General features: G+C 70.5%; 19 protein-coding genes. 5 read left to right on the top strand and 14 right to left on the bottom strand.

The annotated features are described in order from the left end of the window. Positions 1-64: 64 nt before the first annotated feature. From TAE01_RS03750 to TAE01_RS03735, 4 genes are all read right to left on the bottom strand, one after another. Complete coding sequence (locus tag TAE01_RS03750; protein WP_147063521.1) at positions 65-1411, bottom strand: M50 family metallopeptidase; 1347 nt, start codon at positions 1409-1411, stop codon at positions 65-67. Between the two features lie 86 nt (positions 1412-1497). Further along, the gene (gene dxr / locus TAE01_RS03745) at positions 1498-2697 is read right to left on the bottom strand and encodes a 1-deoxy-D-xylulose-5-phosphate reductoisomerase (protein ID WP_147063519.1); all 1200 of its coding nucleotides are present in this window, start codon (positions 2695-2697) and stop codon (positions 1498-1500) included. A gap of 78 nt (positions 2698-2775) precedes the next feature. Beyond that, positions 2776-3297 (bottom strand): pyridoxamine 5'-phosphate oxidase family protein, encoded by a 522-nt coding sequence (locus tag TAE01_RS03740; RefSeq protein ID WP_147063517.1) that lies wholly within the window; start codon positions 3295-3297, stop codon positions 2776-2778. A 62-nt stretch (positions 3298-3359) separates the two neighbouring features. After that, complete coding sequence (locus TAE01_RS03735) at positions 3360-4670, bottom strand: hypothetical protein (protein ID WP_147063515.1); 1311 nt, start codon at positions 4668-4670, stop codon at positions 3360-3362. Positions 4671-4745: 75 nt separating this feature from the next. Here TAE01_RS03735 and TAE01_RS03730 point away from each other — a divergent pair, with 75 nt between their 5' ends. Then, complete coding sequence (locus TAE01_RS03730) at positions 4746-5213, top strand: guanyl-specific ribonuclease (protein ID WP_147063513.1); 468 nt, start codon at positions 4746-4748, stop codon at positions 5211-5213. After that, positions 5210-5557, top strand: a complete 348-nt coding sequence (locus TAE01_RS03725; RefSeq protein ID WP_147063511.1) for a barstar family protein — start codon at positions 5210-5212, stop codon at positions 5555-5557. The genes TAE01_RS03730 and TAE01_RS03725 overlap by 4 nt, the downstream gene beginning before the upstream one ends. 87 nt (positions 5558-5644) lie before the next feature. Here the strand turns inward: TAE01_RS03725 and TAE01_RS03720 are convergent, their stop codons facing one another. The 8 genes from TAE01_RS03720 to TAE01_RS03685 form a co-directional block, all read right to left on the bottom strand. Next, a complete protein-coding gene (locus TAE01_RS03720; protein ID WP_147063509.1) occupies positions 5645-6661 on the bottom strand; it encodes a DnaB-like helicase C-terminal domain-containing protein in 1017 nt (338 codons plus the stop codon). A 57-nt stretch (positions 6662-6718) separates the two neighbouring features. Further along, complete coding sequence (locus TAE01_RS03715; protein WP_147063507.1) at positions 6719-8188, bottom strand: NAD-dependent succinate-semialdehyde dehydrogenase; 1470 nt, start codon at positions 8186-8188, stop codon at positions 6719-6721. Positions 8189-8257: 69 nt separating this feature from the next. Then, the gene (locus tag TAE01_RS03710) at positions 8258-9505 is read right to left on the bottom strand and encodes a saccharopine dehydrogenase family protein (protein WP_147063628.1); all 1248 of its coding nucleotides are present in this window, start codon (positions 9503-9505) and stop codon (positions 8258-8260) included. 18 nt (positions 9506-9523) lie between these two features. Continuing rightward, positions 9524-10297, bottom strand: a complete 774-nt coding sequence (locus TAE01_RS03705; RefSeq protein ID WP_147063626.1) for an ABC transporter permease — start codon at positions 10295-10297, stop codon at positions 9524-9526. Positions 10298-10332: 35 nt separating this feature from the next. Continuing rightward, positions 10333-11253, bottom strand: a complete 921-nt coding sequence (locus tag TAE01_RS03700; protein WP_147063506.1) for an ABC transporter permease — start codon at positions 11251-11253, stop codon at positions 10333-10335. After that, entirely contained in the window at positions 11250-12386 is a 1137-nt protein-coding gene (locus TAE01_RS03695; protein ID WP_147063504.1) for an ABC transporter ATP-binding protein, read from the bottom strand. Before TAE01_RS03695 ends, TAE01_RS03700 begins: the two co-directional genes overlap by 4 nt. Beyond that, the gene (locus TAE01_RS03690) at positions 12386-13624 is read right to left on the bottom strand and encodes a polyamine ABC transporter substrate-binding protein (RefSeq protein ID WP_147063502.1); all 1239 of its coding nucleotides are present in this window, start codon (positions 13622-13624) and stop codon (positions 12386-12388) included. The genes TAE01_RS03695 and TAE01_RS03690 overlap by 1 nt, the downstream gene beginning before the upstream one ends. 98 nt (positions 13625-13722) lie before the next feature. Further along, positions 13723-15171 carry a gamma-aminobutyraldehyde dehydrogenase gene (locus tag TAE01_RS03685; protein WP_147063499.1) on the bottom strand — a complete coding sequence of 483 codons (1449 nt, stop codon included), beginning with the start codon at positions 15169-15171 and terminating at the stop codon, positions 13723-13725. Positions 15172-15284: 113 nt separating this feature from the next. Between TAE01_RS03685 and TAE01_RS03680 the strand changes: the two genes are divergently transcribed. The 3 genes from TAE01_RS03680 (at position 15285) to TAE01_RS03670 (ending at position 18128) form a co-directional block, all read left to right on the top strand. Beyond that, positions 15285-15797, top strand: a complete 513-nt coding sequence (locus TAE01_RS03680; RefSeq protein WP_222594050.1) for an Lrp/AsnC family transcriptional regulator — start codon at positions 15285-15287, stop codon at positions 15795-15797. Continuing rightward, positions 15794-17233, top strand: coding sequence for an aspartate aminotransferase family protein (locus tag TAE01_RS03675; protein WP_147063497.1), 1440 nt, complete (start codon positions 15794-15796; stop codon positions 17231-17233). Before TAE01_RS03680 ends, TAE01_RS03675 begins: the two co-directional genes overlap by 4 nt. Positions 17234-17426: 193 nt before the next feature. Continuing rightward, complete coding sequence (locus TAE01_RS03670; RefSeq protein WP_147063495.1) at positions 17427-18128, top strand: hypothetical protein; 702 nt, start codon at positions 17427-17429, stop codon at positions 18126-18128. 105 nt (positions 18129-18233) lie between these two features. Here the strand turns inward: TAE01_RS03670 and TAE01_RS03665 are convergent, their stop codons facing one another. Then, positions 18234-18968 (bottom strand): hypothetical protein, encoded by a 735-nt coding sequence (locus tag TAE01_RS03665; RefSeq protein ID WP_147063493.1) that lies wholly within the window; start codon positions 18966-18968, stop codon positions 18234-18236. Positions 18969-19025: 57 nt separating this feature from the next. Next, on the bottom strand, positions 19026-19964 hold the full coding sequence (locus TAE01_RS03660; protein ID WP_147063491.1) for an AEC family transporter: 939 nt from the start codon (positions 19962-19964) through the stop codon (positions 19026-19028). Between the last annotated feature and the right edge of the window lie 11 nt (positions 19965-19975).

Genomic DNA, 19975 nt, shown 5'->3' with positions numbered 1-19975 from the left:
TCGGCCCCCGAGCACCCCCGAAAGCCCCCGGAGCGCCCGTGCGCCGGCCCCGCCGAACTGCCCCTCAGCCGAAGAGCTTGATCGGCTTGACGATGTCGGCGTAGATGAGCAGGACCGACATGGTGATGAGCACGAGGCTCATGCCGTAGGCGATCGGCAGACCCTTGGCCACGTCGACGAAGCCCGGGTCGGGGCGGTTGCGCAGGCGCGCCCAGCCCTTCTTGACCGCCTCCCAGATCGCGCCGGCGACGTGTCCGCCGTCGAGGGGCAGCAGGGGCACGAGGTTGAAGACGAAGAGCGCGAGGTTGAGCGACGCGATGAGCAGGACGAGCTGGGCGAGCTTGACCCAGTTGCCGCCCTCGTCGGCGGGGATGTCGAGCGCGGCGACCTCGCCGCCGATGCGCCCCACGCCGACGACGGAGATGGGGCCGTTGGGGTCTCGGGCCTCCGAACCGAAGGCGGCCTGGAAGACGCCCGTCATCTTCTCGGGGATCTTGACGATGATCGAGGCCGTGTCGACGACCCGGGCCCAGACGAACCCGGGAGCCTCGGCGATGGGCGTGCGCACGAGCTCCTGGCCGGGGGTGATCCCCGCGAAGCCCATCGACGCGAGGACGGGCTTGCCGTCCTTGGCGACGGGCTCGCCCTGAGCGTCGTAGGTGGCGCGCTCGAGGACGGCCGGCGTGATCGAGATCGAGACGTCCTTGTCGCCGCGCTGGACGACCCACGTCATGGTGCGGCCCTTGCTGTCGCGGATCGCCGTGGTGACCTGGTCCCACGTGGTGACGGCCGTGCCGTCGATGGAGACGATGCGGTCGCGCGCCTGCAGGCCGGCGGCCTTGGCCGGGGCGACGGGGTCGCCCGGCTTGCACGTCGGCTGGGGCACCTGCACCGTCGGGGCCGTCGTCGGGACGCAGGCGGAGAGGGCGCCGACCTTCGGGGCGACCTGGGGCAGGCCGTAGAGCGTGATGACGCCGGTGATGAGCACGAAGCCGATGAGGAGGTTCATCACCGGGCCGCCGAGCATGATGACGATCTTCCTGCCCGGGCTCAGCTTGTAGAAGACGCGGTCCTCGTCGCCCGGCTGGACCTCCTCCATCGAGTCGGCGCGGGCCTGGTCGACCATCTGGCTGAAGCGTCCGGTCGAGAGGGTGCGCAGCTCACCGGGCTTGTCGCCGGGTCGGGGCGGGAGCATGCCGATCATGCGCACGTAGCCGCCGAGCGGGATCGCCTTGATGCCGTACTCGGTCTCGCCGCGCTTGCGCGACCAGACGGTCGGACCGAAGCCGACCATGTACTGGGTCACCTTGACCCCGAACTTCTTGGCCGGCACGAGGTGGCCGATCTCATGCAGCGCGATGCTCAGCGCCACGCCGACGACGACGACCAGGACCCCTAGGAAGAACAGCACCCCTTCATTGTCACATCGTCTCCCTGTGATTCCGGTGTCGACGTGGTCCGCGGCGACGGGCGACCCAGGACACCTTCACCCCGGGCCTAGCCGGAGATGACGTGACGGGCCGCCGAGCGGGCCCAGTCGTCGGCGCCGAGGACGTCGGCGAGCGACAGGTCGGTGACCCGTGAGGCCGGCTCGGCGGCATACGCGTCGACCACCTGCGACACCGTGTCGACGATGTCGACGAAGCCGATGCGACCCTCGTGGAAGGCGTCCACCGCGACCTCGTTCGCCGCGTTGTAGACCGCGGGCCACGTGCCTCCGGCCTCGCCCACCCGGCGGGCGAGCGCGACGGCCGGGAAGGCCTCGTCGTCGAGCGGCTCGAAGTCCCACGACTGTGCCCGGGTCCAGTCGACGGGGACGTCGGCGTCCGCGATGCGCTCGGGCCAGCTCAGGCCGAGGGCGATCGGCACGAGCATCCGCGGCGGCCCCGCCTGGGCGATCGTCGAGCCGTCGACGAACTCGACCATGGAATGGATCATCTGCTGCGGGTGCACGACGACGTCGATGCGCTCGAAGGGGATGTCGAAGAGCAGGTGCGCCTCGATGACCTCGAGACCCTTGTTGACGAGGGTGGCGGAGTTCGTCGTGATGACCCGGCCCATCGAGAAGTTCGGGTGCGCCAGGGCCTGCTCGGGCGTGACGTCGGCGAGCTCGGCGCGGCTGCGACCGCGGAACGGGCCGCCGCTCGCGGTGACGACGAGCCGGCGCACCTCCTCGGCGCGTCCGCCGCGCAGGCACTGGGCGATGGCGCTGTGCTCCGAGTCGACGGGGACGATCTGGCCGGGAGCCGCGAGCGCCTTGACGAGCGGGCCGCCGATGATGAGCGACTCCTTGTTGGCGAGCGCGAGCGTCGTCCCGGCGCGCAGGGCGGCGAGCGTCGGCTCGAGCCCGATGGCCCCCGTGATGCCGTTGACGACGACGTCGGCCTCCCGGGCGGCGAGCGTCGTGCTGGCCTCGGGGCCCACGAGCAGCTCGGGGTCGTATGCCGTCACGCCGGCCGCGTCGGCCGCGTCGGCGAGCGCTGTGGCGAGGTCGTCGTGCGTCCCGCTCGCGACCGCGACGACGGGGACGCGGAGGGCGACGGCCTGCTCGGCGACGAGCCGGAGGTTGGCCCCGGCCGAGAGCCCGACGACCTCGAACCGGTCACGGTTGCGCTGGACGAGGTCGATCGCCTGCGTGCCGATCGAGCCGGTCGAGCCGAGCAGGACGATGCGCCGGTGGGCCGAGATGTCAGTCACCCCGGCATTGTCGCGCAGGCCACGGTGCGACGAGTCAGCGGCGCGTCAGCGGCGGGTCAACCGGCGGGTCAGCGCGGGTCAGTCGGCCACTCCCCTGGTCCGGAGCAGCTCGTCGCGCTTGAAGGCGTAGGCGACGGCCCAGGTCATGCGCAGGCGGTACATCCGGATGTCGTCGCCCCAGGAGTACGGGCTGCTGCCGTAGTGCGCGGTCCAGTGCGCGTCGACCTCGTCCCGGTCCGGTCCGGGTCCGATGAGCTCGGCACGGCCGTGGCTGAAGAGCGCGAGCTCCTCGCCGTCGACGTGGGCGACGCTCACGGCGGGCCGTGCCGCGAGGTGCTTCGCCTTGGCCGACGTGCCGGCGGTGCCGAACGTCCACGTCCCGTGGAGGAAGTGCCCGTCGAGGGCACTGATGCGCGGCTCTCCCGCCGCGGTGACGGTGGCGACGGACAGCACCTTCATGCCGGTCAGCAGCGCGACCAGCTGCTCGGCGGTGAGGGTGCGGTCGTCGTCGATGATGCTGCGCAGGTGACCCGACGCCCGTGCGTGCGAGGCGTCGAGCAGCGCCTGGAGGGCGGCCGTCTCGTCAGGTGTCTCGAGCATCCTCCGACGCTAGCGCCTGGCACCGACGGCGCACCCCGTCGTCGTGGTGGCCCTCGAGTGCGTCACCACCACGAGGCCTCGCCGGCGGCGTAGAAGCCGTCATCGGTCCACAGCCGCCACGGCCCGACGTCGTAGCCGGCGGCCGGCGCCGCGACGTGGGGCGGCGGAAGCAGGACGCTCGACGGCACGGACGGGCGAGCCACGACCGGGTCCGGTCCCGGACCCGCGGGCACCTGCGGACGCGTCATCGGGCTCGGCAGGTCGCTCGACGGGGCGCCCGTGGGGGCAGGCAGGTCGGGCACCTGACCGGGCGGCAGGAATCCGGTGCTCGGGTCCCGCTGCGGCACCACACCGGCCTCGGCGAGGTTCTTGACGACGGCGAGGCGCGTGGCCATCAGCGCGGCGATGCCGGATCCGTCGACGACCCGTCCCGGCCCGGCGGGCAGCCACCCCGTGAAGGTCTCGGTGAGGCGGGTCCCGCCCTCGCACGCCTCGACCGTCGTGACGACGTCGGCCTCGTGGGAGGAGGTGAGGTCGCGCTCGACGGTCCGCCCGGCCTCGGACGTCGGGGTGAGGAGCGAGACCGAGCACGCCCGGCGCCCGTCGGCCTGGCGGTGGACGGCGAGCACGTGCTCGCGTCCTGGCTCGTCCGCGAGCTCGAGTCGCACGAGCTGCTCGAGCGACGGCTTGAGCAGCTGCTCGGCCGAGGGCTGCTCGAGCAGCTCCCGGAGCCGGTCGGGTGCGACGGCGATCTCGATCGACGCGGTCTCGCGCACGGGCATGACCCCTGGCCCGCCGGCTGTGGCGACGCCGTGGCCGACGAAGCCGCTCGCCATCGCGTCCGCGACGGGTCCGTCGGCCGTCGGGTCGGCCGTCCGGCTGCGCGCGGTGCCCTCGACGTCGGCCTTGAGCCCGAGCAGCGCCCGCGCCATCCAGGCCCGCGCGAACTCCGCGACGGCGTCGGTCGGCGCGAGACCGTCGAGCCGCTGGGCGACGACGCAGCCCCCGTCGAGCGCCTCCACCGTCGTGGTCAGGGTGAGCGCCGTCGCGCCGTCCGCCGACCGGGAGACGACCTGCACGCCGTGCTCGACGTCGACGACCGTCGCGAGCCCGACCCAGAGCCGGCCGTTGGACCGCCGCCACACACCGGCGAACTCGGGCAGCGCGGCGGGGCCCGGGGCCGGTAGCGCGAGCACCCGCACACAGTCGACGCCGAGCTCGGCGCCCGGCTCCGGGGCGACGAGGTGCGGCCAGACCTCCGCAGGAGGACGCTCGATGAAGACCCGGTGACCGACGTCGCGCACGACGACGGCTGGGGCCGGCTCGTCACGGCGACCGCCCCGGTCCCCGAAGAGGTCGCGCAGAAGGCTCACGCCCGGCAGTCTCCCCCCAGCGCGCCGCACCCGTCAGAGGATTCCCGGTTTTCGCGCCTGGGGCATGATGAGGGCGTGAAGACGCTCGGCTCGCGTCAGGTGCTGCTCGGCGTCCTCGCCGTGGCCCTCGTCGTGCTGGCCTGGATCGTCGTCAGAGGCGCCCAGGGGCCGACCTCGCCGTCGACGCCGGGTGGCCAGGGGGCGGCCGCCACCGCCGGTCCCACGCCTCGCCCCTCCGGGACCGACCCCGACTCGGGACTCCCGTGGGTCAACGAGTCGGCCCTGCCGCGACAGGCCCAGGACACCCTGGCCCTCATCCGCGCCGGCGGCCCCTTCCCCTACCCGCGCAGCGACAACCAGACCTTCACCAACCGGGAGGGCCTGCTGCCGGCGAAGGCCCGCGGCTACTACCGCGAGTTCACCGTCGTGACACCGGGATCGGCCGACCGCGGGGCCCGACGCATCATCACGGGCAGCCGGGGCGAGACGTACTGGACCGACGACCACTACGCGTCGTTCAGCCGCATCAGGGAGGGCACGTGACGACGTTCCTCGGCCGGCACAGCGAGGCCGACGACCACATCGCGCAGCTGCGCTGGCTGGGCCATGACGTGCGCGTCGTCTCCGGCGGCGGCGACAAGGCCGGCGTGCTCGAGGCCTTCGCCTCCGGGCTCGACCTGCCCGACTGGTTCGGGCACAACTGGGACGCCCTCCTCGACGCGCTGCGCGACCTCGACGGCGCGCGAGGTGTGCCCATCGAGCTCGTCTGGGACCACGCGGCCACGCTGCGGGAGCAGGACCGCGACGCCTACGACACCGTCGTGGAGATCCTCGAGCAGGTCGCCGACGAACGGGACGACCTCCACGTCACCGTCGTCACCCGCTGACGCCCGAGTGCGTATGCCGTCACGGGGCCGTCGCACGAGGGTGCCGTTCTCGCACGTCCTCGCGACACGGCATACGACCGACCGAGGTCAGGAGACGAAGACCCGGTCGTCGATGAGCCGTTCGGTGACCTCCTGGCCCTCGGTGTGGAAACGCCCGTGCTCGAAGTCCTTGGCGAACTCGAGCTCGACGTGGGCCTTGCCGTGGCGGTTCTTCTCGACGCTGACGACCGACCAACCGCGGAAGCGCTGGATGTTGCCGAGGTCGTAGACGAGGTGTTCGCGCGAGACGATGTCGACCTTGTCGTTGACGATGAGCACGACGTCGGCCTCGAAGGCGAGCGCCGACGAGCCACGCAGGTCGTGGGTGCGCATCCGGTGGCCCGCGGCCAGGGCGTCCTTGTCGGCGGCCGAGATCGCGACGACGGGCACCCGTGCCGACAGGGCAAGGTCCTTGAGGCCCTCGGCGGCCGCCGTGATGCGCTCGTCCTCACCGTCCCGGTCGACGGGCAGCTTCTGGATGTAGTCGAGCAGGACGAAGGGGGCCTGGCCCGTCGCCTCGGTGACGCGGTCGACGGTCGCCCGGATCTGCTCGAGCGTCGTCGTCGCCCCGGACGACTCGTGGATCTGGAGCCGGTCGCCGTAGCCGACGAGCGCCGCGTGCGCTCGGGACCCCCCGGGCAGGCCGCCGAGCAGCGCGTCGAGCGACGCGCCGTCCAGGGCGGTCTCCAGCGCCCGGCGCACGTCGATGACGCCCGCCACCTCGCCGGGGTCGCCCTCGGCCGCCTCCATCGAGATGAGTCGCTCGAGCAGGGTGTGGCTCTCGTGCTCGTAGGAGAAGACGAGGGCGGTCGAGCCTGCGGCGACGACGTTGCGGGCGAGCTGGACGCCGAGCGTCGTCTTGCCGTGGCCTGCCGGCCCGCCGAGCAGGACGAGCTCGCCGGAGCGGAAGCCTCCCGTGAGCACGGTGTCGAGCGCCGCGAAGCCGGTCGACCAGACGCGCGCGCCGGCCGGGGCGCCACGACGCAGGACCTCGTCCGTCTCGCTGAGGAGGGCATCGAGCGGACGCAGGGATCCGGCGTCACGCGGACCGGCTGGTGTCACCATGCGCAGATTGGACCACAGCGCGGCACGGTGACGGGCCGGTTCGGCGAAGGTGCCCCGTCAGAGGGCGATGCCGACGTACTTCGTCTCGAGGTACTCGTCGATGCCCTCGAAACCGCCCTCGCGGCCGACCCCCGAGGCCTTGACGCCGCCGAAGGGAGCCGCCGGGTTGGAGACGATGCCCTGGTTGACGCCGACCATGCCGTACTCGAGGGCCTCGCTCATCGTGATGGCGCGGGAGAGGTCCTTGGTGAACAGGTAGGCGACGAGGCCGTACTCGGTGTCGTTCGCGAGGCGGATGGCCTCGGCGTCGGTGCGGAACGTCGTCACGGGCGCGACGGGACCGAAGATCTCCTCGCGCGCCATGTCGGCGTCGGCCGGGACGTCGGCGAGCACGGTCGGGTTGTAGAACCATCCGGGGCCCTCCGGCGCCGAACCCCCGACGAGGACCTTGGCGCCCTTGGCGACGGCGTCGTCGACGAGCGCCGAGACCTTGTCGCGGGCCTTCTCGTCGACGAGGGGGCCGACGTCGACGCCGTCCTTGGTGCCCTTGCCGAGGGTGAGGGCCCCCATCCGGCGCGCCAGCTTGGCGCTGAACTCGTCGGCGAGCGACTCATGGACGTAGAAGCGGTTCGCGGCGGTGCACGCCTCGCCCATGTTGCGCATCTTGGCGAGCATCGCGCCCTCGACGGCCTGGTCGACGTCGGCGTCGCCGAAGACGAGGAACGGGGCGTTGCCGCCGAGCTCCATCGAGACGCGCAGGATGCCCTGCGAGGCCTGCTCCATGAGCGAGCGGCCCACGGGCGTCGACCCGGTGAAGGTCAGCTTGCGCAGGCGCGGGTCGCGGATGAGGGGCTCCATGACGTCACCGGTGGTGCCGTGCGTCGTCATGACGACGTTGAGCACGCCGTCGGGCAGGCCGCACTCGCGGAGCAGCTCGGCGAGGGCGAGCATCGTGAGCGGTGTCTGGCTCGCCGGCTTGACGACCATGGTGCAGCCCGCGGCGATGGCCGGACCGATCTTGCGCGTGCCCATCGCGAGCGGGAAGTTCCACGGCGTGATCATCAGGGTCGGGCCGACCGGCTGCTTCATCGTCATGAGGCGGGTCGCGCCGTTGGGCGCCGTCGACCAGCGGCCCGAGATGCGCACGGCCTCCTCGGAGAACCACCGGAAGAACTCGGCGCCGTAGGCGACCTCACCGCGGCTCTCGGCGAGGGTCTTGCCCATCTCGAGCGTCATGAGCATCGCGAACTCCTCCGCGCGCTCGGTGATCTTCTCGTATGCCGTGCGCAGCAGCTCGCCACGCTCGCGCGGTGCCGTCCGGGCCCAGTCGGCCTGCGCCGCCACGGCGGCGTCGAGGGCGGCCCGACCGTCCGCGACCGACGCTGCGGCGACGTGGGTGAGCAGCCGGCCGTTGGAGGGGTCGTCGACCGCGATGGTCTCCCCGTCGCTGCCGTCCCGCCACTGCCCACCGATGAGCAGGCCCTTGGGCACTGCGTCGATCACTGACTTCTGTGTCACCGCTGCCATGACTGAAACCCTAATCCTGTCGTCGTGGTGGTCGTCGCCGGCCCTGCGGGGCCGGCGGGACGTGCCCGCTCAGCGCTCGTCGATGCCCCAGGGAGAGCCGTAGCCCTCCGGCTTCGCGGCGGCCAGCAGGTCGAGGAACGGCACCGCGTCGAAGGCCTCGGGCCCGAGGACGCCCGCACCCTTCCACGTGCCGCGGGCGAGCAGCTCGAGGGCGACGACGGGGTTGACCGCCGTCTGCCACACGACGCACTGGGCGTCGTAGCCCGCCATCGTCTCGGCGTTGTCGACGACGTGGTAGAGGTACGTCCGGCGCGGCCGGCCGTCCTTGCCGGTGCCGGTGACGTAGAGCCCCGCGCACGTCTTGCCGGTCATGCGCGGTCCGATGGTCGCGGGGTCGGGCAGGGCGGCCGCGACGACGTCGCGCGGCGAGACCTCGACGCCCTTGACGGTGATCGGCGACGTGCGGTCCAGGCCGAGCGTGTTCAGCACCTTGAGGATGCCGATGAACTCATCGCCGAGGCCGTACTTGAAGGTGACGCGCCGGGCGTCGACCCAGCGCGGCATGAGCAGGACCTCCTCGTGCTCGACGTTGACGCACTCGACCGGCCCGATCCCCTCCGGGAAGTCGAAGACCTCGGGCTCGCTGAACGGCGCGGTCGTGAACCACCCCCGGCCCTTCTCCCACACGACGGGTGGGTTGAGGCACTCCTCGATCGTCGTCCACATCGAGAAGCTCGGGGCGAAGACTTCGTTGCCGTCGTCGTCGTGCACGACGAGGTTGGCGCCGTCGCGCGTGCCCAGCTCGTCGATCTGCTCGAACAGGTGGTCGGCGGCATACCGGGCGAAGACGTCCGACAGGCCCGGCTCGACACCGATGCCGACGAGGGCGAGACGCCCCTCGGCCTCCCACTCGTCCGCGACGGCGAACTGCTCGTCGCCGAGCATGACGCCGACCTCCTCGTAGGGGCGCTCCGGGTGACGCTGCGACAAGCTCATCGCCATGTCGAGGTAGTCGGCGCCGGCAGCCCTGGCCCCGTCGAAGATCGACATGTTGAACTTCGGGTCGACGGCGTTGAAGACGTGCGTCGCCGAGTGCTCCAGGGCGAGCTGCGTCACGGCCTCGGCCGACGACGCGTCCACCTGGGCCGAGACGAAACGCCCCTCCCCCGCACGCCGTCCGACCACGGCGGCGACGGTGCGCTCGGCACGCGTCACGTCGTAGTCGGCGACGACCCAGCGCTCGAAGAAGTCTCGCTCGGACGCGATGCGCGCAGCGGCGTCACCGACCCCACCGGAGCCGATCATGAGGACACGCAAGAACATTCACTCCAGAGGTCAGGCCGCGACCCCGCGACGTCGGCTCCCGATGATCTGGGCGGCGATGACGCAGAGGACGGCGATGAGGAACATCGAGAACCCGATGACGTTGGCCTGGGCCGGGATGCCGCGGGTGTAGGACACGTAGACGAACTTCGGGAACGTCGTCTCGTTGCCGGAGACGAAGTTGGTGATGATGAAGTCGTCGAACGACAGCGAGAAGGACAGCAGCGCTGCGGCCACGATGCCCGGCAGCGCGAGCGGGAAGGTGATCCGCAGGAACGTCGTCCTCGGGTTGGCGTAGAGGTCCGACGCCGCCTCCTCCAGGCGCGGGTCGAGACTCTGCAGCCGGGCCTTGACGGTCACGACGACGAAGCTGATGCAGAACATGATGTGCGCGATGACGACGGTCCAGAAGCCGAGGTCCATGCGGAAGCCCTGGATGAAGATCGTCAGCAGGCTCGCCCCGAGCACCACCTCGGGGGTCGCCATCGGCAGGAAGACGAGCACGTTGGTGGAGCTGCGGCCACGGAACACGTAGCGCACGAGGGCGAACGCGATGAGGGTCCCGAGGATCGTGGCCACCAGCGTCGCGAGGGCACCGATCTTGATGCTCTCGACGAGAGCCGGGCAGACTCCGGGCGCGCCGCACGGGTTGGCCCAGTGCTTCAACGTCGGGCTCCCCTCGGGGTTCCACGTGATGTTGGACCGACGGTAGTTGTTGAAGGAGAAGACGAACGTGTAGAGCACCGGCAGGAAGAGGTAGACGAGGACGGCGACCGCGATGATCATCGCGAGGTGGTCGCTGACCCAGGACCGTGTACGACTCACAGGACCTCCTCCGTCCCGAAGCGGCGGACGTAGCCGAGGACGAGCACGAGGATCAGGATCATGAGGCTGATCGAGAGCGCCGCGGCCGTGGGATACCCACCGAGCACCGTGAAGAACTGGCTGTTGATGACGTTGCCGACCATCTTGGTGCTCGTGTCCGAGCCGAGCAGCTCGGCGTTGACGTAGTCGCCGGCCGCCGGGATGAACGTGAGCAGGGTGCCGGCGAGGATGCCGGGCGCGGCGAGCGGGATCGTGACCGTCCGCAGCGTCGTGAGCCGGTCGGCGTAGAGGTCGCGGCCCGCCTCGAGCAGACGGGGGTCGGCGCGTTCGAGGCTCGTGTAGATCGGCAGCACCATGAACGGCAGGAAGTTGTAGGTCAGGCCGGCCACGACCGCGACCCACGTCTCCGTGATGTGTCCACCCGGCAGCAGGTGCAGCGCGTTGAGCGTCCGCGCGAGCGGTGCGTCGTCGGCGAGGATCTGGCGCCAGGCGATGGTGCGCAGGATGAAGGACGTGAAGAACGGCGCCACGACGAGGATGAGCATGACGTTGCGCCACCGGCCGGCCTTGAACGCCATGGCGTACGCGAGCGGGAAGGCGATGACGAAGCACAGCACCGTGGCCAGACCCGCGTAGGCCAGCGAGCGCAGGAAGTGCACCCCGTAGCTGCTCAGGGCGTCGACGTAGTTGCCGACGTTGACGTCGCGGTAGTAGTAGCCGGGCGCGCCGGGCCACTGCGACTGCAGGCTCGCCGAACCGAGCTGGACGAGCGGCACGATGAAGAAGAGCGTCAGCCACAGCAGGCCGGGCACGAGCAGCAGATAGGGGGTCCATCCCCGTCGCCTGCCCCCGCGGCGCGGCGGCGTCAGCTGCGGGTCACCGGCCTCGCGTGCACTCGCAGCGAAGGCGGTCGTCATGCGCCGTCCTCCGCGAGGGCGGCCTTGCGACCGTCCTCGTCGACGGGGACCCCGAAGGCGTGCGTCGGGTCCCACGACAGCCACACGTCGTCGCCGGGCCGGAGGCTGATGGGCTCGACGTCGAGGTTCTGCTCGTAGACGGTCCAGTTGGCGCCGCTCGGGACGGTGACGAGGTACTGCGTGGCCACGCCCGTGAAGGAGACGTCGGTGACGACGGCCCGCACGTCGTTGCCCGTGCCGACGGGCTGCGACTCGTGGATGCGCACCTTCTCGGGACGCACTCCGAACATCACCTGGCCGTCGTGGATCTCGCTGCGCTGCTTGGGGATCCGGACCTTCGTGTCGCTCACCTCGGCGACGATGAAGTCACCGTCCGTACCGTGGATGCGTCCGACCCCGAGGTTGGACTGCCCCACGAAGTTGGCGACGAAGGCGGTCTGCGGCAGGTCGTACAGCCGCTCGGGCGGTCCCATCTGCTCGATACGGCCACGGTTCATGACGGCGACGGTGTCGGCCATGGTCATGGCCTCCTCCTGGTCGTGCGTCACGTGGATGAAGGTGAGCCCGACCTCGCTCTGGATGCGCTTGAGCTCGACCTGCATCTGGCGGCGCAGCTTGAGGTCGAGGGCACCGAGGGGCTCGTCGAGCAGCAGCACCTCGGGCTGGTTGACGACGGCTCGGGCCAGCGCCACGCGCTGCTGCTGCCCACCCGAGAGCTGACCGGGCTTGCGGGCCGCCAGGTGCGAGAGCTGGACGAGCTCGAGCGCGTCGTCGGCCAGACGCATCGCGTCGGCGGCCTTGCGCCGCTTGGGCCCGAAGGCGACGTTCTCCCGGACCGTCAGGTGCGGGAAGAGCGCGTAGCTCTGGAAGACCGTGTTGACCGGCCGCTCGTGCGGACGGGTCCCCGTGATGTCCGTCTCGCCGATGAGCACCCTTCCGCCGGTGGGCTGCTCGAGACCGGCGACCATGCGCAGGGTCGTGGTCTTGCCGCAGCCCGACGGTCCGAGCAGGGCGAAGAACGAGCCACGGGGCACGACGAGCGACAGGTCGTCGACCGCCGTGAAGTCGGCGAACTCCTTGGTGACGTTCTCGAGGACGAGGTCGCCGTGCGCCTCGCGGGTGTTCGTGGCCATCAGTTGCCCACCGCCTTGCTCCAGATCTGGGAGAACTTCTGGTCCTCGGCCGGTGACAGCGCCCGGAAGCTGCGCGTCTCCTTCCTGAGGTACTCCTCCGTGGGGAAGATCATCGGGTCGTCGACGAGGGTCGGGTCGACCTTCTTCATCTGGTCCTGGGCACCCTCGACCGGACAGATGTAGGCGACGTACGCGGCGACCTTCGCTGCGACGAGGGGGTCGTAGTAGTAGTCCATGAGCTTCTGGGCGTTGCGACGGTGCCGCGAGGTGATGGGGACCATCATGTTGTCGCTCCAGAGCGTGCCCTTGCTCTCGGGCATGACGAAGGTCCAGTTGTCGTCCTTGGTGTTGGACTGCAGCTGAGCGATGTCGCCGCTCCACACGATGCCGGCGATGGCGTTGCCGCTCGTGAGGTCCTGGAGGTAGGAGTTGCCCTTGATGCGGCGGATCTGACCGTCGGACACCTGCTTCGTGACCTCGTCGACGGCCTTCTGGAACTGGGCCTCGGTGAAGCTCTGGGAGATGTCGACGCCCTGCCACAGCATGATGAGGCCGACGGTGTCGCGGAACTCCGACAGCGCGGTGATCTTGCCCTTGAGATCGGGAGCGAAGAGGTCGTCGAGCGTCTTGAGCTCACGACCGACCTTGCCCTTGTGGTAGCCGATGCCGGCGAACCCGCTCTGCCACGTCAGCGAGTGGTTGCGACCCGGGTCGAACGACACGTCCTGGAGGATGGGCCGGATGTTCGCCGCGTTGCGCATGCGGATCAGCTCGAGCGGCTGGACGAAGCCCCGCTGGATCATCCGGTTGGCCATCCAGTCGGTGAAGACGAAGATGTCGCGGTCGATGTCCTGCTTGGCCTGCAGCTGCGGCTCGATCTTCGTCTCGTAGGAGTCGTTGTCCTCGATGTCCTCCGAGTAGGTGACCGTGATCCCGGTCTTCTTCTGGAAGGCCTCGAGCGTGGGGTAGGTCTTCGTCTTGTCGTCGTAGTCGAGGTAGGCCGTCCAGTTCGCGAACTTGACGATCTTCTCGGTGTCCGAGACGTCCTTCGGCAGCTGGAGCACCGGGGCCCCGCCAGCCGAGCTCGGTGGCGCGGGAGGGGCGCAGGCGGACAGGCCGAGGGCGGCGAGGCCGGCCGCGCCGCCCCCGAGCAGACCGCGGCGGGAGAGGCCGGACGAGGCGGCCAGGGAGATCAGGGACCGGATACCCGGGTCCGAGGGGGGACGACGGCTGTTCACGCCTTCTCCTTCACGTGCTGGTGAACACTCCCGGTCCGAGCGGACCGGGAGTTCGGACGTCTCTGTCCGTCGGTGCTGCTGCCCCTGTGGCGACCCGGTCAGGAGTCGATGTTGGCCATGACGTGCTTGATGCGGGTGTAGTCCTCGAGGCCGTACATCGACAGGTCCTTGCCGTAGCCGCTGTGCTTGAAACCCCCGTGCGGCATCTCGGCGACGACCGGGATGTGGGTGTTGATCCAGACGCACCCGAAGTCGAGCCGCTTGCTCATGCGCATGGCCTTGCCGAAGTCGCGCGTCCACACGGACGACGCGAGGCCGTACTGCACCCCGTTGGCCCAGGCGAGCGCCTCGGCCTCGTCCGAGAACCTCTGCACCGTGATGACGGGGCCGAAGATCTCGTTCTGGATCTGCTCGTCGTCCTGGCGGAGGCCGGCGAGCACCGTGGGCTCGAAGAAGAAGCCGTCACCGAGCCCCTCGGCGCGGCGGCCGCCGGCCTCGATGCGGGCGTGGTCGGGCAGACGGTCGATCATGCCCCCGACGTGGGCGACCTGGTTGGGGTTGTTGACCGGGCCGAAGAGCGCGTCCGGGTCGTCGGGCATGCCGACCTTGGCCGAGTTCTTGGCGTACTCGGCGAGCGCGGCGACGAAGTCGTCGTGGATCCGGGGACCGGCGAGGACGCGGGTCGCGGCGGTGCAGTCCTGCCCCGCGTTGAAGTAGCCACCGATGGCGATGCCCTCGACGGCCGCCTCGATGTCGGCGTCGTCGAAGACGATGACGGGCGCCTTGCCGCCGAGCTCGAGGTGGACGCGCTTGAGGTCGCGCGACGCGCTCTCGGCCACCTGCATGCCGGCCCGAACGGAGCCGGTGATCGCGACGAGGGCGGGCGTTGGGTGCTCGACGAGCATGCGGCCGGTCTCGCGGTCACCCGTGATGACGTTGAAGGTGCCAGCGGGCAGGAACTCCGAGGCGAGCTCGGCGAGCAGGAGCGTCGTCTCGGGGGTCGTGTCGGACGGCTTGAGGACGATGGCGTTGCCCGCGGCGAGCGCCGGGGCGATCTTCCACATCGCCATCATCATCGGGTAGTTCCACGGCGTCACCTGCCCGACGACACCGATCGGCTCGCGCCGCACGAAGGAGGTGTGGCCCTTCATGTACTCGCCGGCCGACTTGCCCTCGAGCACGCGCGCCGCACCCGCGAAGAAGCGCAGCTGGTCGAGCATCGGCGGGATCTCCTCGCTCGCCGTCAGGGCGTGCGGCTTGCCGGTGTTCTCGGCCTCGAGCCGCACGAAGTCGTCGGCGTGGGCCTCGATGGCGTCGGCGAACTTCAGCAGGGCCGCCTGGCGCTCGCCCGGGGTCGTGTCGCCCCACGTCTCGAACGCGGTCGACGCCGCGGCATATGCCCGGTCGACGTCGGACTGGGTGCTCACGGGGGCCTTGGCGACGACCTGGGCGGTCGACGGGTCGACGATGTCGGTCGTCGCGTCGCCCTCGGGGTCGACGTACTGGCCACCGATGAAGTTGCGGAGCTGGCGGGGCTGGGAAGTCATGCGGGAATGCTAGACGCAGACCTTCGCAATCAGGAAGAGTTAGCGACAAGAAACTTCGGAATCAGTTGCGAAGGGACTTGCCAACAGCGTGTTCCACACGTCAAGATCGGCGCATGACGACCATCCGTGGCGTGGCCAACGCGGCCGGCTCCGGGGGCAACGGTGCCAAGAAACCCTCGGTCAACCTCGACGACGTGAGCAAGACGATCATCGAGCTTCTCCAGCACGACGGGCGCAAGTCCTACGCGTCCATCGCCCAGGAGGTCGGCCTCTCCGAGGCGGCGGTGCGCCAGCGCGTGCAGCGCCTGCTCGACGCCGACGTCATGCAGATCGTCGCCGTGACGGACCCGTTGCAGGTCGGGTTCCAGCGCCAGGCGATGGTCGGCCTGCGCGTGTCCGGCGACATCACGCCGGTGACCGACGCGTTGTCGGGCATCGACGAGGTCGGCTACGTCGTCACCACGGCTGGCAGCTTCGACGTGCTCGCCGAGGTCGTCTGCGAGGACGACGACCACCTGCTCGAGCTGCTCACGGGCCGCATCCGGCGCCTTCCGGGTGTGACGGCCACCGAGACGTTCGTCTACCTGAAACTCAACAAACAGCTCTACAACTGGGGTACACGATGAGCATCAACCCGAACGAGGTCTGGGAACCCACCTCGGACCACCGCACGCCGGCCGGCACGCTCCACTCGGAGGCGGCCCGCGACCACCTGTGGATGCACTTCACCCGCCACTCGGTCTTCGAGGACCGCAGCGACGGCGGCCTCGGCCACACGGTCCCCATCATCACCAAGGGCCAGGGCTGGAAGATCTGGGACGACCGCGGCAACGAGTACATCGACGGGCTCGCCGGCCTCTTCGTCGTCCAGGTGGGCCACGGCCGCGAGGAGCTCGCCGAGGCAGCCGCCAAGCAGGCCAAGGAGCTCGCCTTCTTCCCGCTGTGGAGCTACGCGCACCCCAAGGCGATCGAGCTCGCCGAGCGGCTCGCGAGCCACGCCCCCGGCGACCTCAACCGCGTCTTCTTCACCACCGGTGGCGGCGAGGCCGTCGAGACCGCGTGGAAGCTGGCCAAGCAGTACTTCAAGCTGACCGGCAAGCCGACGAAGCACAAGGTCATCTCGCGCGCCGTCGCCTACCACGGCACGCCCCAGGGCGCCCTGTCGATCACCGGCATCCCGGCGGCCAAGGAGATGTTCGAGCCGCTCGTGCCCGGCGCGCACAAGGTCCCGAACACGAACCTCTACCGCGCTCCCGAGCACCTCCAGGGCGACGAGAAGGCCTTCGGCCGCTGGGCCGCCGACCGCATCGCCGAGGCCATCGAGTTCGAGGGTCCCGACACCGTGGCCGCCGTCTTCCTCGAGCCGGTGCAGAACTCCGGTGGCTGCTTCCCGCCGCCGGCCGGCTACTTCGAGCGGGTCCGCGAGATCTGCGACGAGTACGACGTGCTGCTCGTGTCCGACGAGGTCATCTGCTCGTTCGGCCGCATCGGCTCGATGTTCGCGTGCGACGACTTCGGCTACGTGCCCGACATCATCACCTGCGCCAAGGGCATGACGAGCGGCTACTCCCCCATCGGCGCCATGATCGCGAGCGACCGGCTCTTCGAGCCGTTCAAGTCGGGCACGACATACTTCCCGCACGGCTACACCTTCGGTGGCCACCCCGTCTCCGCCGCGGTGGCGATGGCCAACCTCGACATCTTCGAGCGCGAGGGCCTCAACGACCGGGTCAAGCAGAACGCCCCGATCTTCAAGGCGACGCTCGACAAGCTGCTCGACCTGCCGCTCGTGGGTGACGTCCGAGGCGCGGGCTACTTCTACGGCATCGAGCTCGTCAAGGACAAAGCCACCCGCGAGACCTTCAACGACGCCGAGTCCGAGCGTCTGCTGCGCGGCTTCCTCTCCAAGGCCCTCTTCGACGCCGGCCTCTACTGCCGCGCCGACGACCGCGGCGACCCCGTCATCCAGCTCGCGCCGCCGCTCATCATGGGTCCGGAGCAGTTCGACGACATCGAGTCGCGCCTGCGCTCGGTGCTGACGGAGGCCGAGAACCACCTCTGAACCAGCAGGTCCCCGTCGCCGTGCGTATGCCGTTGGGGGGTGTCGCCGGGCACGAAGCCACCCGTTCGCGGGTGGCTTCGTGCGTTCCCGGCGGGTTCAGGCCGTGCGCCGCCGGAACGCTCCCACCCGCCGTTCGTTGGGGTAGGTACCCGACGAGTGCGACGCCGACGCACCGCCGACACCAGGAGACGACATGGGATTCCTCGACAAGCTGCTCGGACGCGAACCGCTCCAGCAGCAGACCCAGCCCTCACAGCAGCAGCCCCCACAGCCCCCGAGCGGGCAGCCGTATGCCGTGCCCGCGCCCCACGGTGGCGCCTCCAGCGAGGACGAGCGCGCCATCGCCCGCTACCGGTACCTCCTGCGCACCGCACCTCCCGAGGACATCGAGCGGGTGCACACCGAGGCGTTCGCCACGCTGTCGCCCGAGCAGCGCCAGATGGTGCTCCAGCGCCTCAACGAGGACCTGCCCGAGGGCGAGCGGCCGCGCAGCGACCAGCCCGCCGACCTCGCCCGCAGCGCGACCCGTGCCGAGATGGGGCGCCCCGGCTACCTCCAGGGTGCGTTCGGCGGCGGACGGCCCGGCGGGATGGGCATGGGCGGGATGATCGCGGGCTCGATGCTCGGCACCATCGCCGGCGTCGTCGTCGGGTCCGCCCTCGCCGACATGATGCTCGGCGGGTACGACTCCTCCCCCGAGGCGCAGGAGGCCGGTGGCGCGACGGCCGACGCCGGTGACGGTGGAGATGCCGGTGGAGACGCCGGTAGAGACGCCGGTGGAGACGCCGGCGGAGACGCCGGTGGGTCCGACTTCGGGGACTTCGGTGGCGGAGGGGACTTCGCCGGTGGAGGCGACTTCGGGGGCGACTTCGGCGGCGGGGACTTCGGCTTCTGACCGATCCGCAGCCCGACGCCCGGAGCGGCGTTCGGTTCCAGCGGTGCCCGGGCTGTTCGGGCCTGCGGAATCGGACGCCGCTCCCGCGTGTGGGGTCCCTGCGCGTCAGGCGCGCGCCGGGGCCGCGCTGGGGAAGCCCCAGACGTAGGACTGGTCGAACATCCGGACGCGGTACTCCCGCACGGCGGAGACGGTGTAGCGGTAGGAGTAGCGCCCGAGGTCGTCGGCATAGACGTTCTTCAGGCCGTGCCAGGCGGTCGTCCCGGTCGTGCGCCACTCGATGACGCCCGTGGCACGGCCCCACGGGCCGAAGGCGTGCGTCGAGGTCCAGTAGCGGTAGGAGCGGGTGCTGACGGTCACCGTCGCGCCCGAGCGCCGGGCTGCGACGTAGCTGGCGGACCCGAGCCGCACGTCCATCCGGACCGTGTTGAGGTCGGCGAGTGCCAGGGGCGGCAGCGTGCGCTGAGGCGTCCACGTCCAGACACCGAGCCGCGCGGTGTCCGGCACCTGAGGGTACTCATCGATCCCCCGGGTCACGGTGCTGGCGGACGTCGTGAAGATGACGGTGCCCTGGACGGCGCCGCCGGCGACTCCGACCCACGAGTCCCACGTGTTGGTGAAGTACTCGAAGTCCTGGCAGTCCGTCGTCACCGTCGCCGCCAGGGTCCGGTACGGGACGGAGAGCACGACCTTCGGCTGCACCGACAGGTGCGCGTAGGTGCACGGTCCCGCAGCGGTTACCGTCCGCTCGGCGGCGACGGCCCCTGCTCCCGTCATCGCCACCACCGCGCTCGCCAGCGCGACCGACACCGACCGGACCACACCCCTGCGACTCCCCATGAACCGGAGGCTACGCCGCTGCGCGGCCTCGCAGATGGGATCGGCTGACGAGGATCCTCAGACTCCCGCGAAGCCGTGGAAGAGGGCGGCGATCGCGAGGATCACGGGCACCGAGACGAAGGTGCTGACGAAGATGACGTCTCGGGCGAGGTTGACCTCGCGGCGGTAGCGGACGGCATACGTGAAGATGTTCTGCGCCGTCGGGAGGGCGGCCGTCACGACGACGGCGAAGAGCGCCTCGCCGCGCAGCCCGAGGGCGATCCCGACGCCGAACGCGATGGCCGGCATGAGCAGGGTCTTGAGGACGACGATGGTCCAGACGTGTCCCGCCGCGCGACCGGTCGCCGGACGCGGCCCGCGCCGCAGCGAGATGCCGAACGCGACGAGCATCGACGGCACGGCCATGGCACCGAGCAGGTCGATCGGCGCCGCGACGACGCGGGGCAGGTGGATGTCGAAGACCGCGATGAGCAGGCCGGCGACCGCGCCGAGGGTGATGGGGTTGCTGAACATCCGGCGCAGGCTGCGGCCGAGCGTCGGACGCTCGCCGCGCGCGTCGCTGTCGAAGAGCGCCATGGAGACCGGCGTGATGATGAGCAGCTGCATGAGCAGGGTGGGCGCCACCCAGGCGACGTCTCCGAGGACGTAGAGGGCGATGGGGATGCCGAGGTTGCCCGCGTTGACGTATGCCGCCGAGAGGCTCCCGATGAGCCGTGACCCGAGCGCGCCTCCCGCCCAACGCCACCGGGCGAGAACCAGGTAGACGCCGACGACGATGGTGAAGCTGATGAGCGAGGTCACGAGGTTGGCCGACAGCACCGCGGCGAGCGACGTGCGCTGCATGACGGTGAGCAGCAGCGCCGGGGACGCGACGTGGAACGCCAGGCGGGAGAGGTTGACCTGGGCCGAGTCGTCGAGGACGCGACGGTCGGCGAGCAGCCACCCGACCGCGACGATGATCGCGATCGTCGTGAAACCCTCGAGCACCCCGACCATGCCGCTGATCC

It is taken from the genome of Terrabacter aerolatus, from assembly GCF_007991735.1.
GTDB classification, from domain to species: domain Bacteria; phylum Actinomycetota; class Actinomycetes; order Actinomycetales; family Dermatophilaceae; genus Terrabacter; species Terrabacter aerolatus.
Note: the sequence above shows the minus strand (reverse complement) of the source record. Positions and strands in the feature narration are given on the sequence as shown.